Origin of the sequence: Burkholderia catarinensis, from assembly GCF_001883705.2 — a bacterium.
In the GTDB taxonomy this organism is placed as follows: Bacteria; Pseudomonadota; Gammaproteobacteria; order Burkholderiales; family Burkholderiaceae; genus Burkholderia; species Burkholderia catarinensis.
The window spans coordinates 43,934-60,062 of sequence record NZ_MDEQ02000017.1; the positions used below are offsets into that span (position 1 = coordinate 43,934).

Annotated in this window: 13 protein-coding genes; 7 read left to right on the top strand and 6 right to left on the bottom strand. The window is 67.5% G+C overall.

Translation table 11 applies throughout. The annotated features are described in order from the left end of the window. Positions 1-204: 204 nt before the first annotated feature. Both BFF94_RS25485 and BFF94_RS25490 read left to right on the top strand, forming a co-directional pair. The gene (locus BFF94_RS25485; RefSeq protein WP_128843280.1) at positions 205-531 is read left to right on the top strand and encodes a helix-turn-helix domain-containing protein; all 327 of its coding nucleotides are present in this window, start codon (positions 205-207) and stop codon (positions 529-531) included. Then, a complete protein-coding gene (locus BFF94_RS25490; RefSeq protein WP_128843281.1) occupies positions 531-1,883 on the top strand; it encodes a HipA domain-containing protein in 1,353 nt (450 codons plus the stop codon). The genes BFF94_RS25485 and BFF94_RS25490 overlap by 1 nt, the downstream gene beginning before the upstream one ends. A gap of 73 nt (positions 1,884-1,956) precedes the next feature. On the opposite strand, the gene BFF94_RS25495 is transcribed toward BFF94_RS25490, so the two are convergent. Continuing rightward, entirely contained in the window at positions 1,957-3,030 is a 1,074-nt protein-coding gene (locus BFF94_RS25495; protein WP_128843282.1) for an alkene reductase, read from the bottom strand. 174 nt (positions 3,031-3,204) lie between these two features. On the opposite strand from BFF94_RS25495, the gene BFF94_RS25500 reads away from it, so the two are divergent. Next, positions 3,205-4,080, top strand: coding sequence for a LysR family transcriptional regulator (locus BFF94_RS25500; protein ID WP_128843283.1), 876 nt, complete (start codon positions 3,205-3,207; stop codon positions 4,078-4,080). Positions 4,081-4,203: 123 nt separating this feature from the next. Here the strand turns inward: BFF94_RS25500 and BFF94_RS25505 are convergent, their stop codons facing one another. The 5 genes from BFF94_RS25505 to osmF all read right to left on the bottom strand — a co-directional run bounded on the left by BFF94_RS25505 (position 4,204) and on the right by osmF (position 8,918). Then, positions 4,204-4,881 (bottom strand): lytic transglycosylase domain-containing protein, encoded by a 678-nt coding sequence (locus BFF94_RS25505; protein WP_128843284.1) that lies wholly within the window; start codon positions 4,879-4,881, stop codon positions 4,204-4,206. A 221-nt stretch (positions 4,882-5,102) separates the two neighbouring features. Beyond that, positions 5,103-5,879: an ABC transporter permease gene (locus BFF94_RS25510; RefSeq protein ID WP_128843285.1), complete on the bottom strand. Its 777-nt coding sequence runs from the start codon at positions 5,877-5,879 to the stop codon at positions 5,103-5,105. Continuing rightward, the gene (locus BFF94_RS25515; RefSeq protein WP_128843286.1) at positions 5,876-6,823 is read right to left on the bottom strand and encodes an ABC transporter ATP-binding protein; all 948 of its coding nucleotides are present in this window, start codon (positions 6,821-6,823) and stop codon (positions 5,876-5,878) included. The genes BFF94_RS25510 and BFF94_RS25515 overlap by 4 nt, the downstream gene beginning before the upstream one ends. Continuing rightward, a complete protein-coding gene (locus BFF94_RS25520) occupies positions 6,820-7,998 on the bottom strand; it encodes an ABC transporter permease (protein ID WP_219139994.1) in 1,179 nt (392 codons plus the stop codon). Before BFF94_RS25520 ends, BFF94_RS25515 begins: the two co-directional genes overlap by 4 nt. Then, positions 7,995-8,918, bottom strand: a complete 924-nt coding sequence (gene osmF / locus BFF94_RS25525; protein ID WP_128843288.1) for a glycine betaine ABC transporter substrate-binding protein OsmF — start codon at positions 8,916-8,918, stop codon at positions 7,995-7,997. Before osmF ends, BFF94_RS25520 begins: the two co-directional genes overlap by 4 nt. A gap of 166 nt (positions 8,919-9,084) precedes the next feature. Here osmF and BFF94_RS25530 point away from each other — a divergent pair, with 166 nt between their 5' ends. From BFF94_RS25530 to BFF94_RS25545, 4 genes are all read left to right on the top strand, one after another. Beyond that, on the top strand, positions 9,085-10,014 hold the full coding sequence (locus BFF94_RS25530; protein WP_128843293.1) for a 2-hydroxyacid dehydrogenase: 930 nt from the start codon (positions 9,085-9,087) through the stop codon (positions 10,012-10,014). Between the two features lie 88 nt (positions 10,015-10,102). Next, on the top strand, positions 10,103-10,396 hold the full coding sequence (locus BFF94_RS25535; protein ID WP_246637406.1) for a hypothetical protein: 294 nt from the start codon (positions 10,103-10,105) through the stop codon (positions 10,394-10,396). A 603-nt stretch (positions 10,397-10,999) separates the two neighbouring features. Further along, positions 11,000-12,556, top strand: coding sequence for a ShlB/FhaC/HecB family hemolysin secretion/activation protein (locus tag BFF94_RS25540; RefSeq protein ID WP_219140013.1), 1,557 nt, complete (start codon positions 11,000-11,002; stop codon positions 12,554-12,556). A gap of 66 nt (positions 12,557-12,622) precedes the next feature. Then, positions 12,623-16,057, top strand: a complete 3,435-nt coding sequence (locus BFF94_RS25545; protein WP_219139995.1) for a two-partner secretion domain-containing protein — start codon at positions 12,623-12,625, stop codon at positions 16,055-16,057. The last annotated feature ends 72 nt before the right edge of the window (positions 16,058-16,129 follow it).

The window sequence follows — 16,129 nt, forward strand, 5'->3', positions numbered from 1 at the left end:
GGGCGGCGGCGCGGAAGCGTCGCCGCGCTTGTTTTAATTCCTGAAATATAGGAACAATGGGCGATGGACTGCTGCTGTCAACATAATTCCTGAAACAACGGAACAATTGGCCATTCTGCCTCTGGTTGACTATAATTCCGACATTCTCGTAATTATATCGTCGGGTGCGGAGCGTCAGTGCTTTGTTCCCGAAATCCCGGAATTATGGCTCGTACCTTACCGCGACCGATCGCGGCACCCGACCCGCTCGCACTGGATCTCGCAGCGCTGGGGGCGCTCGTGCGCAACCGACGAGCGCAGAACCAGATGCGGATCGACGATGCGGCCGATATGCTCGGCGTCTCCAAGGACGTGCTGTCGCGGCTCGAGAACGGCCGCGCGGTGAGTCTCGACAAGCTGTTCAAGGTACTGGACGGTCTCGGCCTCAATTTGCTCGTCGTGCCGAAACGCGACGTACCTGTGGCACGCAACGCATTGCGCGATTACGTGCAGAAGCGTGTCGCGTCACCGGGTTCGCAGGAGGGCGCGTAATGGTCCATCGCCTGTGCGTCTCGACTGACGGCTCGCCCGTCGGGCAATTGACCTACGATGCCGGTCGCGACGGTTACGGCTTTTCGTACGACCCGGCGTGGCTCGCGCGTGGCGATGCGTTCGCGTTGTCGCCGTGCATTCCGCTCGATGGCGGCAACCCGCCGGCGGGCGCGGTCCAGCGCTTCGTGGGCAACTTGCTGCCCGAGGGCCGTGCGCTCGACGTGGCCGCATCGATGTATCAGATATCGAAGGACAATGTCTTCGGCCTGATCCGGATGCTCGGCAAGGAGCCGGTTGGTGCGTTGAGCTTCGTCCCCGACGACGATTCGGCCGCGCGGGTGCCCGAAAGCCCCGAACCCGTGCGTCGGCCGATTTCGATGGAAGAGCTGACCGATCGTATCCGCAAGCGCGATGCGATCCCGTTTGCCGTCTGGGACGATCAGGTGCGCCTGTCGATCGCCGGTCATCAGGACAAGTTGCAGGTGCTCGTCGAGGGTGAGCAGTTCTCGCTTGTCGATGGAGCGCTCAGCAGCTCGCATATTCTCAAGCCCGAGTCGCGCAGCCCGAATGCGCCGTTCATGGTCGCCAACGAGCATTTCTGCATGACGCTGACGGCTCGCATGGGCCTGCCGGTCGCGCATGTCGAGATCCGGCGTATCCCGGAACCGATTCTGCTGATCGAACGATTCGACCGAATCGTGACGACCGACCCGGACGATCCGCACCGCGTGAGTACGGTGCGGCGACTTCATATCATCGATGGATGCCAGGCCCTCGATTTGCCGGCGACGCTCAAGTACGAGCGCAATCTCGGCAACAACGAGGACGTGCGCAATATCCGCGAAGGCGTGAGCTTCGAGAGACTGTTCTCGTTGACGCCGTCTCTCGAGACGCCGGCCGCCGCACGTTCGGCCATGCTGCGCTGGGCATTGTTGCAACTACTGATCGGCAACAGCGACGCGCATGGCAAGAACATTTCGTTTTTCGTCAGCAGCGGCGGGCTCGATCCGGCGCCGCTGTACGATCTGGTGTGCGTGAACGTATACGGCGACGCCTATGTACAGGACATGGCAATGGCGTACGGAGATGTGTTCCGGACCGAGGAGCTGACCGCTTTCGCGCTCGCGGACTTCGCACATCGTGCGCAGATCCGGCCGGCACTCGTTGCGCGTGAAATGACGCGGATGGCGACCCTGGCTGCGAAACTGGCTCCCGAGCTGGCGCAATCGGACGTCTACGCGGGCGACGAACGTGAGTGGGTGAGCAATATTTCGGAGTACGTGTGTAATCAGGCCGACCGTGTGCTGAGGATTGCACCCATGGTGTCCAAAGTCAAAGTCGAACTGCTTTGAAATCGGGAGGTTCACGGGCGATCGTCGCACCCCCCATTCCGGCGTACTGCAACGATCGCCCTGAGCCTGCGCGTCAAGCTGCTGCTGCGCTGCCCAACGCCGGATAGTCGACATACCCGCGCGCATCGCCGCCGAAAAACGTGTCGCGCTGCGCATCGTTCATCGGCGCGCCCGCTTTCAGCCGCGTCACGAAATCCGGATTCGCGAGCACCATCTGGCCGTAGGCTTCGAGATCGGCGAGGCCCGCCGCGACATCCGTGCCGATTGCGTCGCGCGCGCGGCCCGGACGGTTCACGATCAGCGTGCCGCTCCAGCGTTCGCGCAGGTCTGCGAGCAGCGGTTCGTCGCCCTGGTGCATTACGTGCAGGTATGCGAGGCCGAGCTGGTCGAGCTGCGTCGCCAGGTGGCGATACAGGTCCGGCCCTTCGGCGCCTTCGTCGATGCCCCACAGCGGAGTGCCGGGCGACAGGCGGATGGCCGTGCGGTCCGCGCCGATCTCGTCGGCGATCGCCTCGGCCACCTCGATCGCGAAACGCGCGCGATTCCCGATCGAGCCGCCGTATGCATCGGTGCGCGTGTTCGCGTTCGGCGCGAAGAACTGCTGGACCAGATACCCGTTCGCGCCGTGGATCTCGACGCCGTCGGCGCCGGCCTCGATCGCGCGGCGCGCGGCGAAGCGGAAGTCGTTCACGGTCTCGCGCACTTCGTCCGTCGTCAGCGCGCGCGGCGCGGGAATCTCCTGCATCCCCTTCACCGTGAACATCGGCACGCCCGGCGCGATTGCCGACGGCGCGACGCCCTGGCGATGATGCGGCGTGTTATCGGGGTGCGACATGCGCCCCACGTGCATCAGCTGGATGAACAGGCGGCCGCCGCGCGCGTGCACGCGCTCGCTGATCGCCTTCCAGCCGGCGACGTGCGCATCGGTGTAGATGCCGGGTGTCGTCAGGTAGCCCTGGCCGTCGTCCGACGGCTGCGTGCCTTCGGTGACGATCAGGCCGAGGCCCGCGCGCTGCGCGTAGTACTCGGCGGCCCATTCGCCGGGCGTGCCGTCGAAGGCGGCGCGGCTGCGCGTCATCGGCGCCATGACGAGACGGTTTTCCAGGGTGTAGCGGCCCACGCGGACCGGGGCGAACAGTTGGCTCATGATGCGTTGCTCCTCGAAGTACGGGATGGCGGCACCGGGGGTGCGATGCCGCATCGGGCGCCGGCCGTGCACCGTTGTGCCGACCTCGCCTCCACGCAGCCATCATCCATTGCTTCTCTTTCGGGATAAACCGAGTAATCTGGATAACATTGATCCATCAATGGAGCAGTAAGCATGGAACTGCTGAACGATATGGCGCTGTTCGTCGAGGTCGTGAAGGCGAAGGGCTTTCGCAGTGCGGCCGACACGCTGGGGATGCCGAACTCGACGCTGTCGCGGCGCATCGGCGCGCTGGAGAAGGCGATCGGGTTGCGGCTGCTGCATCGCACGACGCGCCGGATCGAGCTGACGGAGGCCGGCCGGCTTTACTTCGAACGCTGCAAGCGCATCGTCGACGAGGCGCGGCTCGCGCACGAGCAACTCGGCGATCTGCTGGCGGAGCCGACCGGCGTGCTGCGCGCCTCGTTTCCCGTCGATTTCGCGGTGACGCATCTTGCGCCGCTGATCGTCGAATTCGCGAACCGCTATCCGAAGCTGACCTTCGATTTCGAACTGACTTCCCGGCGTGTCGATCTGGTGAGCGAACCGTTCGACGTCGCGATCCGTATTGGCCCGTCCGAGGATTCGCAACTGGTCGCGCGGCGGCTCGCCACGCTCCGGAACTACCTGTATGCATCGCCCGGCTATCTGGCGCGCGCCGGCGAGCCGCGCGAGCCGGAAGACCTCACGCGGCACGCGTGCCTCGGTCTCCAGAAGAGCGGGTCATGGACGTTGCATGACGGCACGCGCTCCGTTGCGGTGGCGGTGAGCAGCCGTTTCGCGGTGAACAGCGTCGGCATGCTGCGACGCCTGGCCACGCTCGACGCGGGAATCATCGTGCTGTCGGAAGAGATCGTCGCGGACGATGTGGCCGCCGGGCGGTTGCGTCGCGTGATGCCCGAATGGGAAGGTGAGCCGATTCCCGTCTATGCGATGACGGAAACGCGCCTGCTGCCCGCGAAGACGCAGCATTTCATCGAGTTTCTGCGCGCGAATCTCGCGCAGGCATGACGGGCGGCCCGCGCGGGTGTCCGACCGTTGGTCACTTCTGCGCCGATCGCCAGCGCGGCGACGGCAAGGAAGCGGATGGCGTGGCGCATGCGCAGGACCATCGGGCGAAGGGGCGAGGCGCGCTTACTGGCGGTTGCGGGCCGACGCCGAGTTCGACGTCTCGCTGACCGGCACCATGCGGCCCTTCGCATCGTTCGGGGCTTTCTCGGCTTTCGCGTCGTCGTCGGGTTCGAGCACGAACCGGAACGAATCGACCCGCTGCATCACCTTCGCCGCATACGCGTTCGAACCGCCGCTGTAGCTCCTCAGTCCGGCCCGCACGTCGCCCCCGGCCGCCCTCACGTAGCCCGACAGAATCGCCGACCCGACTTCGACGTTCGCGTTCGGGTCGGACAGGTCCTTCACGTTGCGCAGCAGGCCGCGGTGCGCGGCCGGCACGACCTGCATCAGCCCCGTCGCGCCATGCTGGCCGCGTGCCTTTTCCTGGAAGCGCGATTCGATCGAGATGATGGCGTAAACGAGTGCCGGCGGCAGCGAATATTTCGTCGCAGTGACGCTCACGATATCGGCGAGCTTCGCGGCCCGTTCCTTCGCGACGCCGAATTTCTTCGACAGGTAGGACGTGATGCGGCGGTTTGCTTCGTTCGGCTGATCGTTGGCGTTCGCGAGCGGCGCGGACGCGACGGGCGGCGCCGATGCGGCCGCTTCGGGCGCGGATGCAGGCAGCGCGGGCGCCTGCTGCGCCGATGCCTGGTGCGCGATGCCGAGCGAAAGCACGATCAGCCAGAGAAACCGTCGCATGGTGGAGTGCGGGGAAAATGGGAGGCACATAGTATATCGGCCAATCGATACCGGTGGTCGAGCGCCGGCTCGAATGAAAGCGGCGTGTAGGCTTGTGTCGGTGTGCGCCGGCCGGCGGGCCGATCGTTGCACAGACACGCATCGGAGTCCGGATGAACGTCGCCGAACCGTGGATTCCGGCCTTTTTTACACGCACGTGACAGGGGGCGGCCCCGCGTCCCTTACGCGCGTCGCGCAGTCGCTGTCCGCGCAATCGCGCCGATCGCATCGCTGACGAGCACCGCGAGCAGCCCGACGATCACGCCGCCCTGCAGCACGAACGCGGTGTTCGACGTCTGCAGGCCCGCGATGATCACGTCGCCGAGCCCGCGCGCTGCGACCGTCGAGCCGATCGTCGCGGTGCCGAGATTGATCACGACCGCGAGCCGGATCCCGTTGATGATCACCGGAAACGCGAGCGGCAGCTCGACCGACACCAGTTGCTGCCAGCCGCTCATCCCCATCCCGCGTGCAGCGTCGACGACGTCGCGCGGCACGTCTTCCAGCCCCGCGATCGTGCTTTCGAAAATCGGCAGGAGCCCGTACAGCACGAGCGCGATCAGCACGGGTTTCAATCCGAAGCCGACGGCCGGCACCGCGAGCGCGAGCACTGCGACGGGCGGGAAGGTCTGGCCGATATCGACGACGCTGCGCGCGACCGGCAGGAAATCCGCGCCCCACGGCCGCGTGACCGCGATGCCGGCCGCGACCGCGACGAGCGTGCCGATCACGCTCGACACCGCGACCGTGCCGAGATGCGCGAGCGTGAGGTCGAGCAGGCTCGCGCGATCGTAGATGACCGGCGCGCCGTTGTCCGCGAACGGCGCGAACAGCCCCTGCAGCCACATCGGGCGCAACAGCAGCACGAGCAGCAGCGCGAGCGCGGCCGCGCGGGCCGCATACGCGGGCAGCCGCCGGGGCAGGGCCGAGTGAGTGGGCCGCACGCCGTGCACCGTCATGCGGGTTTCCTCGCATGCGCGCGGATCGCGTCGAGCGTGATGCGGCGTGCGCCGGGTTCGTTGCGTCCGCTGCCATCGTCGACGGGCAGCGCATCGACACCGCGCCACAGCAGCTCGGACACCGCGTCGCGCAGCGTGCGCGTCGCGGCGATCGCGTCGCCGTCGGCATGACCGGGTTCGGCCACCGCGTCGATCGGCGTCAGCGCGAGCAGGCGCAGCGGCCGGTCGACGCCCGCGACGAGCTGCTCGACGACGCCGGCGGCCGGCTTGCCGAGAATCTCGGCCGGCGGCGCGACCTGCAGCAGCCGTCCGCCGTCCATCACCGCGATCGTGTCGCCGAGCTTCAGCGCTTCCTCGATATCGTGCGTGACGATCACGACCGTGATGCCGAGGCGGCGCTGCAACGCGAACAGGTCGTCCTGCGCCTTGCCGCGAATGATCGGGTCGAGCGCGCCGAACGGTTCGTCCATCAGCAGCATCGCGGGCTCGGCCGCGAGCGCGCGCGCAACGCCGACGCGCTGCTGCTGGCCGCCCGACAGTTCGTGCGGCAGCTTGTCCGCGAATTCGGCCGGTGCGAGATGGAACAGGTCGAGCAGTTCGTTCACGCGCGCGTCGATGCGGCCGGACGGCCAGCCGAGCAGGCGCGGCACCGTCGCGATGTTGCGCGCGACGCTCCAGTGCGGAAACAGCCCGTGCCCCTGGATCGCATAGCCGATGCCGCGCCGAAGCTGCTCGGGTGCGACGGTGGCCGTATCGACGCCGTCGATGCGGATCGTGCCGCTGGTGGGCGCGATCAGCCGGTTGATCATGCGCAGCAGCGTCGACTTGCCGCTGCCCGATGCGCCGACGAGCGCGGTGATCGTGCCGCGCTTCATCGTCAGCGAGACGTCGTCGACGGCGACGATATCGCCGAAGCGCTTGCCGGCACGTTCGATCTCGATCATCCTGCACGCCCCTTCGCGAGCGAGGTCGCGGCTTCGAACACGACGGCGGCCGCCAGTGCGAGCGCGATCGTCGGGATCGCGCCGAGCAGCACGAGATCGGCGGCCGATTGCCCGATCCCCTGGAAGATGAAGGTGCCGAACCCGCCGCCGCCGATCAGCGCGGCAACCGCGGTCAGGCCGATGTTCTGCACGAGCACGATGCGCACGCCGCTCAGGATCACCGGCAGCGCGAGCACGAGATCGACGCGCAGCAGCCGTTGCGCACGCGTCATGCCCATCGCGCGCGCCGCTTCGGTCACGTGCGGCGGCACTTGCCCGAGCCCGACCACGACGCTCGATGCGATCGGCAGCAGCGAATACAGGAACAGCGCGAGCACGGCCGGCGCGACGCCGATCCCGCGGATGCCGAGCGCGGCCGCGAGCGGCACGTGTGCGGCGAGCAGGCCGAGCGGCGCCATCATCAGCCCGTACATCGCGATGCTGGGGATCGTCTGCACGATATTGAGCACGGGCATCGCGACGGTACGCACCGCCGCGATGCGCGCGCATGCAATGCCGAGCGGCACACCCGCGACGAGCGCGGCGGCCACCGAGCCGCCCGCGAGCGACACATGCCGGATCGCTTCGCGCCAGAAGTCGTCGCTGCGCACCGCATATTCGCGCATCACGGAGAGGCTGTCCCACCAGCCGCTCGCGAGCGGCACCGAGATCGCCGCAATCGCGGCGACGAGCGCGATGAGGCGCCGCCACGGGCCGAACGCGAGCCGCGCGAGCGCGTCGGCGATGAGCACGGCCCATGCGAACAGCAACAGCCAGACGCCCGCGTCGGGCGAGATACGCGCAAGCATGTCGTCGGGCGCGACGACATGCATCGCGGCCGCGCCGACCGCATACGCGAGCGTCGCGAGCCATGTGCAGCCGGCCGCGAGCCGCCACGCGGGACGGCTTGCCGTCATTGCCCACAGCGCGCCGACGATCCACAGCGCGGCGAGCGCGGCTCCCTGCATCGCAGGCAGCGCGGCGAACACCGACAGCCCCGTGCCGGCCGCGATCCGGTTCGGCCGCAGTACCGCGAACGGCAGGCCGAACACGGCGACGATCGTCAGCACGCCGATCAGGATGCCGACCTTGTCGAGTGTCATGCGCCGCGCGGACGCCGCCGCGCGCCCCGTCATTTCACGAAGCCCTTCGATTTCAGGTAGCTCTTCGCGACGCCGGACGCCGGCTCGCCGTTGATCTGGATGCGGGCGTTCAGCGTCTGCAGCGTCTTCAGGTCGAGGCTCGCGAACACGGGCTTCAGGTAGTCGGCGATCTGCGGATGCGCTTTCAGCACGGCCTCGCGGATCACGGGCGTCGGCGCATAGACGGGCTGCACGTGCTTGTCGTCGTCGAGCACCGCGAGGCCGCTCGATGCAATGCCGCCGTCGGTGCCATAGACCATCGCGGCATTCACGCCGTCGGTCTGGTTTGCGGCGGCCTTGATCGTCGCGGCCGTGTCGCCGCCGGACAGCACGACGAGCTGGTCGGGCTTCAGCTTGAAACCGTACGCCTTCTCGAACGACGGCAGCGCGGACGCGCTGTTCACGAATTCGGCCGACGCCGCGAGCTTCAACTTGCCGCCGCCCGCGACCCACTTGCCGAAATCGGAGAAGGTCTTCAGGTGCTGCGACTGCGCGACGGGCGCGAGCACGGCGACGCCCCACGTGTTGTTCGCGGGCGCCGGTGCGAGCCACACGAGATGGTTCGCCGCGTAGTCGAGCTTCTTCGCGGTGTCGTAGCCTTGTGCGGCGTTCTTCCACACGGGATCGTCGGCCTTGTTGAAGAAGAACGCGGCGTTGCCCGTGTACTCGGGGTAGATGTCGATCTCGCCGCTCGTGAGCGCCTTGCGCACGATCGGCGTGGTGCCGAGCGCGATCTTTTCGGTGACGGGGATGCCGTGGGCCTTCAGCACTTGCGCGATGACATTGCCGAGCAGGTTGCCTTCGGTGTCGATTTTCGACGACACCACGACGGGCGTGTCGGCGTGCGCGCCGGGCGCGACGATGGCGGCGGCGAACGCGAGGCCCAGGATCCGGGCGGGCAGGGCGAGCTTCATGAGCCAAATCTCCAGGACGGGGGCGTACGCCGAAAGTTACTTGACTGAGCGGGCTTTGGCAAACCGGGTGCGGCGGCGTGCCCACAGCCCGTGTGGGGATAACCCGCATCCGTCACGCGGGCTTGTTACACTGAAATCCGTTCCCGCCTTGCTGACACTTCCCGACATGAAGCCCGAGCTGCTGGTTCTCATCGCATTGCGCGGCGACGCGCATCGCGAAATCGCCGCGTCTTTCGACGTGCGCTACGCCCCCACCCCGGAAGAGCGCGAACGCGCGATCGCCGGATACGGCGGCGCGATTCGCGCGGTGCTGACCAACGGCAGCACGGGCCTCGCCGCTGCCGACATCGACCGGCTTCCGCGGCTCACGTTCGTCAGCGCGCTCGGCGCCGGCTACGAGCACATCGACGTAGCGCATGCGAAGGCGCGCGGCATCACGGTCGTGACAGGCGCGGGTACCAACGACGATTGCGTCGCCGATCACGCGTTCGCGCTGCTGCTCGCGGCGGTGCGCAACGTCGTGCAGCTCGATGCGAAAACCCGCGCGGGCGTGTGGCGCGACGGGCTGCAGATGCCGCCGAACGTGTCGGGCAAGAAGCTCGGCATCGTCGGGCTCGGCAAGATCGGTGAGAAGTGCGCGCGCCGCGCGGCCGGCTTCGACATCGAGATCGGTTATCACAACCGGTCGGCGAAGCCCGTGCCTTACCGCTATTTCGACCGGCTCGACGCACTCGCGCAGTGGGCCGATTTCCTGATCGTCGCCACGCCGGGCGGCGCGGGCACCCGGCATCTGGTCGATCGCGCGGTGCTCGATGCGCTCGGGCCCGGCGGCTTTCTCGTCAACGTGTCGCGCGGCAGCGTTGTCGATACCGCTGCTCTGGCGGATGCGCTGCGTGACGGACGCATCGCGGGCGCCGGGCTCGACGTGTACGAAGGCGAACCCGAGCCGCCCCGTGCGCTGACGGATCTCGACAGCGTCGTGCTGACGCCGCACATGGGCGGCTGGTCGCCCGAGGCGCTCGACCGTTCGGTGCAGCAGTTTCTCGACAATGCCGCCCGGCATTTCGCCGGGCAGCCGGTGCTGACGCCGGTGTGAGCGTGACCCGTGCGGCCCGCCCCCGGCCCGTGCGAAGGATGCCTGTCAACGAAGGAACCCGGAGGTCGACGCATATCGCCGAAGCAGAATGGCAGGCCGCCCCGGACGGCATATCCTCGACAACCGCTGCAGCCGCAAGCACGAGCGGCACTTCGATGGCGACGTGACGGTGCGCGCGTCGCGCTCGCCGCACGTCGTGCCGAAGCCGGTCGCGATCTTCAGCGGCGAATGCGTGCCGACCGACGAGGAAGTTTCGGCGCTGCATCACGCCGAGCACGAGGAATGTTTTCTTGCGTATTCGGTACGATCGACATCGAAGGGGCGTGGGACTATCGCCGTCCGCCGACGAGCGACAACTATCGTGGATAACCGAGCTGGCTGACATGCTCCCTTGGCAACGGGCGAACCATGGACTCGGATGCCGCCTGATCTGCTGAAAGACGCTCCGGTGAGCTGAGCCGGCTTGATGAAACCGTCTCTTGGGGCGTTGACAGGTGCGTCGAGGACAATATCGTTACGTCGCGTTCCCATACGCGTGCCACTCGGGTGCGACGCCGCAACGAATACTCCCAGCGATGCTCCCGTACCACACGGACGGTACGTCCTCCGACCGCTTCGCGGGGGCGAGTTCGTCGCTCAAACAAGGTGTCGAATATTTGACATATTTTGGGACGAGTACCATATAAAAAGTGAGGGGTGCTGCGTAGTATTCGCAACCGGCGAGTTAGTCCTAACCGTCCAGTCTGTCGAATTCACGTGGTGCGTCATGTATGTCATTCGGAGGCCGGAATTTGTCCGGCGCGGGGTTCATTGCCGAGCATGTGTCGGTCGGCATCAATTCCGAGGCGTCCACGACGCCAAATTTCGCGGTGTGCGTTTGCCTGCCCGGTTCGGTGCAGTATTGAGCGCAACGCTGATAGGTAGCCTGAGCGCCGTGCTGTTCGCCGGGCCCGCGCACGCGCAAGTGCCGAACGCCGGGCAGGCGATGCGCGATATCGAAACGCCGCGCCCGACCCTTCCTTCCACCGCCGCACCCGCCCTCGACATCCCGAAGTCCGATGACGCGCAGGCGCCTCTCCCCGATACCGGGCCGCGCGTGCAGGTGCGGGCGTTCAAGCTCGACGGCAACCGCGTGTTCGACAACGACGCGCTGCTGCCGCTCGTCGCCGATCTCGCCGGGCGCGACCTGAGCTTCGCCGAGCTGCAGCAGGCGGCCGCCCGAATCACGACCTACTACCGCGAGCGTGGCTATGTGCTCGCGCGTGCCTATCTGCCGCACCAGGAAATCGACGACGGCGTCGTGCGCATCGACGTGGTCGAAGGCCGCTACGGGAAGATCGAACTGAACAACCGCTCGCGCGTGCTCGACGTCGCGGTGCGGCAGCCGCTGGCCGGCATCCGCCCGGACGGCGTCGTGCGCGGCGGCGACCTCGAGCGCAGCCTCGTGCTGCTGGACGATCTCGCCGGCGTCTCGGCGCGCGGCACGCTGCGCCCCGGCGACGCGGCGGGCACGACCGATCTCGTCGTCGATGTCGACAAGGGGCCGTTCGCCACCGGCTCGCTCGAGTTCGACAACTACGGCGATGCCTCCACCGGCCGTTACCGGCTCGGCGGCAGCGTCAACGTCAATTCGCCGTTGCGGCTCGGCGATCAGCTGAGCCTGCGCGGCCTCGTCAGCAACGAGTGGCAGCGCTACTACCGTGCGGGCTACCAGGTTCCGGTGGGGCCGCTGTCGACGCGCATCGGCGTCGCCTATTCGGAATTGCACTACCGGCTTGCCGGTGAATTCTCGGATCTCGAATACCACGGCCGCGCGAGCGTGCAGAGCGTGTTCGTCGCGCAGCCGCTCGTGCGCGGCCGGCATCTGAACCTCACCGCGCAGATCCAGTACGAAAACAAGAATCTGCACGACACCTACGGCATCTTCGATCTCCAGACGGACAAGAACGTCGGCCTGTGGAGCTTCAGCCTGAGCGGCAGCAGCGAGGACCGCTGGTTCGGCGGCGGCCGCAACGGCCTGTCGGTGACGTTCGGCGCAGGCCGGCTGCGCAGCAACGATCCGCTCGACATGAACTACTTCACGAAGGCGATCGGCTCGTTCTCGAAGCTGAACGTCAGCGCGTTGCGCGTGCAGTCGCTCGGCCGGCGCTTCCAGCTCTATGCGCAATTCAACGCGCAGCTTGCGTCGCGCAACCTCGATTCGTCCGAGAAATTCAGCCTGGGCGGCCCGTACGGGGTGCGTGCGTACGCGCTCGGCGCGGGCAGCGGCGACCAGGGCTGGCAGGCGAGCGCGGAGTTGCGCTATCTCGCCGCGCCGGGGCTGCAGTTCAGCACATTCGTCGACACGGGCCGGGTGCAGCTCAACAAGCAGACGTGGACGCGCGAGCGCAATACACAGCAGATGCAGGCGGCCGGTGTGGGCGCCAGCTGGTACGGCGCGACCCGTCAGGTCACGCTGGCCGCGGCATGGGCGCTCGGCTCGCCGGTCGGTTCGCCGACGCGCGCGCCGAGCGTATGGGTTCAGGCCGCTCAGTATTTCTGAGCGGATCCTGTAGCACCACCCCTCGGTAGCGGGGGTTGTAGTGAATCAATCAATGAGGATACCAAAATGAACAAGGCCTATTCACTGGTGTGGAACGAGGCGCTGGGCGGTTGGACCGTGGCAGGGGAAACGGCCCGCCGTCGCGGCAAGCGCTCGGGCGGCAAGTGCGCGATCGCGGTGGCGGCATCGCTGCTGGGGCTGGTGGCGACAGGTGCGCACGCGCTCCCGACGGGCGGGGCGATCGTGGGGGGCAAGGGCGACATCTCGACGTCGGCGGACGGCAAGGCGATGTCGGTGAACCAGCACACGGACAAGCTGATCACGAACTGGCAGGACTTCAGCATCGCGGGCGGGGAGCGTGTGTCGTTCCATCAGCCGACGGACAAGTCGATCGCGCTGAACCGGGTGATCGGGACGAACGGCAGCCAGATCCAGGGCCAGCTCGACGCGAACGGCCGGCTGTTCGTGGTGAACCCGAACGGGGTGGTGTTCGGCAAGGGCGCGCAGGTGAACGTCGGTGGGCTGGTGGCGACGACGCGCAACATTTCGGATGCGGATTTCCTCAACGGCAAGTACCGGTTCACGGGCACGTCGAAGAACGCGGTGGTGAACGAAGGAACGATCACGGCGGCGGAAGGCGGAAGCGTGGCGCTGCTGGGTGCGCAGGTGTCGAACAGCGGGACGATCCAGGCGAAGCTGGGCCGGGTGGCACTGGGCGCGGGCAACACGATGACCGTGAACTTCGACGGCAACGGCCTGCTGAACCTGCAGGTGAATGAGGGCGCGGTGAATGCGCAGGTGAACAACGGCGGCCTGCTGAAGGCGGACGGCGGCGAGGTGCTGATGACGGCGCGCGCGGCCGGTAACCTGCTGGGCGCGGTGGTGAACAACACGGGGACGATCGAAGCGAAGGGACTGAATTCGCGCAGCGGGAAGATCACGCTGGAAGGCGGGCTGGTGAAGGTGGCCGGCAAGCTGGACGCGAGCGGGCAGGAAGCGGCCGCATCGGGCGGCGTGGTGACGACGCGCGGCGAGCGTGTCGAGGTGGCGAACGACGTGCAGGTCGACACGCGGGCGGCGGGCGGCCGTACGGGCACGTGGAAGATCGAGGCCGCGAACGCCGGCGTGGACAAGGACAGCACGCCGGCGCGCCAGCGCGGCCTCGTCATCGACGGCGGCCTCAGCGGCAACTCGAGCGACAAAGGTGCGTCGATCCAGGCCGGCGCGCTGTCGCGCGCGCTGGGCACGACCAGCGTGGAGCTGAGCAACACCAGGGGCGTCTTGACGGTTGACGGCGCGGTGAACTGGGCAAGCGACAACAAGCTGACCCTGACGTCGCAGAAGAGCCGCGTGGACCTCAAGCAGGCGATCCGCTCAAGTGGCGCGAACGCCGGCCTGACCGTGAACGCGGCAGGCAAGATCCGCCTGTCCGACGCGGTGGCGCTGACCGGCCAGAACGCACGGCTGGAACTGAATTCGCTCTATGGTTACTCGCTGGAGAACGAGAAGGCGGTGGTGACGCTGTCGGGCGAGAAAGCGTCGTTCGGCGCGAACGGCGACGAATACACGGTGATCCACGACCTGGCGGGGCTGCGCAACGTGGACGCGAACCTGAAGGGTCGCTACGTGCTGGGCAATGCGATCAAGGGCAGCGATCGCTTCCGCAGCATCGGCGGCGGCGATTCGTTCACCGGCGTGTTCGACGGCTTCGGCAACACGATCAGCGGCTTGACCGTCTACAACACCGATTCGCCGTATGTGGGCCTGTTCGCCTCCAACGCGGGAAGCATCGCCAACGTGAAGCTGCAAGGCATCACCGCGAACGGCGTGTCGCCGTATGCGTATAGCCAGTGGGTCTACGTGGGTGCGCTGGCCGGTCTCAACGTCGGCACGATCTCGAACGTGACCGCGAAGGACGTGCGGGTTACGGGCAGCGGCGCCGGCGCGACCGTCCTCGGCGGCCTGGTGGGCATGAACCTGAGCGGCAAGATCGATCGCTCGTCGGTGTCGGGGCGAATCGAGGGCGATCGCAGCACGCGGATGGCCGGCGGCCTGGTTGGCGACAACGCCACGGAGCTGTGGCCGAACCCGAACAGGGCGACGATCAGCAACAGCTCGGCCGATGTCGACGTCGTGGTCAAGGGCACGCGCGCGGACAATTTCACCGCGGTGGGCGGCCTCGTCGGGCACAACACGGGCACGATCGAAATGTCGAAGAGCTCGGGCACCGTCGAAGTGGACGGCGAAGGCGCGATGGTCGGCGGTCTCGTCGGCCTCAACGAATTCAATCTCAGCTCCCTCGGCTATATCTACGCGTCCAGTTCTTCCAGCACGGTCAAGACGGGCGACAACGCGAAGGCGGGCGGCCTGGTCGGCGTCAACCGCGGCAACATCGAAATGTCGTCCGCGAGCGGAGCCGTCACGGCGGGTGCGAACAGCCGCGCGGGCGGCCTCGTCGGCGAGAACGAGGCGACCATCTCGAGGTCGGAGGCCAGCGGCAAGGTGACGGCTGGTGCGTCGAGCCGCGCGGGCGGCCTCGTCGGCAGCAACGAAGGCGAGGTGCTGGTGTCGGACGCAACCGGCGACGTGGTGGCCGGCGATGACAGCCAGGCCGGCGGTCTGGTCGGCTACAGCGGCAGCAGGTCGCGCATCATCTTGTCGAACGCGCGCGGCAAGGTCCTGGCTGGCGACCGGTCGAAGGTCGGCGGCCTCGTCGGCGAGAACTACGGCATGATCATCCGTTCGAGCGCGCACGGCACGGTGACGGCCGGCGCGGAAAGCCAGGCCGGCGGCCTCGCGGGCCTGAGCGAAGGTGACGTGATGGACTCGGAGGCAACCGGCGACGTGATCGCCGGCGCGAACAGCGCGGCCGGCGGCCTCATCGGCGCCAGCAGCGGCAACGTGCAGTCGTCGCGGGCGTTCGGCAACGTGTCGGCTGGCAGCGGCAGCTCGGCGGGCGGCCTGATCGGCATCAACAGCGGATACGTGCAGGCGTCCAGCGCGCGCGGCAACGTGACCGTGGCGGGAACCGGCAACGCCGGCGGCCTGGTCGGCCTCAATCGCGGCTGGCGCGGCTACGTGATGGGTTCGGAGGCGTCGGGCGACGTGAGCGCCACGGGAGAGGAGAGCGCGGTCGGCGGACTCGTGGGCCGTATCGAGGACGGCGGGGTGCAGACCTCGTCGGCCCGTGGCTCGGTGAAGGGCGGCGACAAGAGTTACGTCGGCGGGCTGGTCGGCTTGAACAACGGCACCATCAGCGGATCGTCGTCGTCGGGAACGGTGAGCGGCGGCAACTTCGCGAAGCTGGGCGGGCTCGTCGGCCAGAACCTGCTCCAGGTGATGGGTTCCACGACGTCCAGCAAGATCGTCCTGACGCCGGGGTACTTCCAGACGGTCGGCGCGCTCGCCGGCACCAACTTCGGCATCCTGATGGGCAACAGCGCGACCGGCGAGGCCGCCGGCATGCAACTGGTCGGTGTCGGCCGCGGGCAAACGCGCTGATCGGCTGAACCGCTGAACCGCGCACCGCCGGGCGACGCGCAAGCGAAGCACGGCGGTGCGCGGAACTCATTC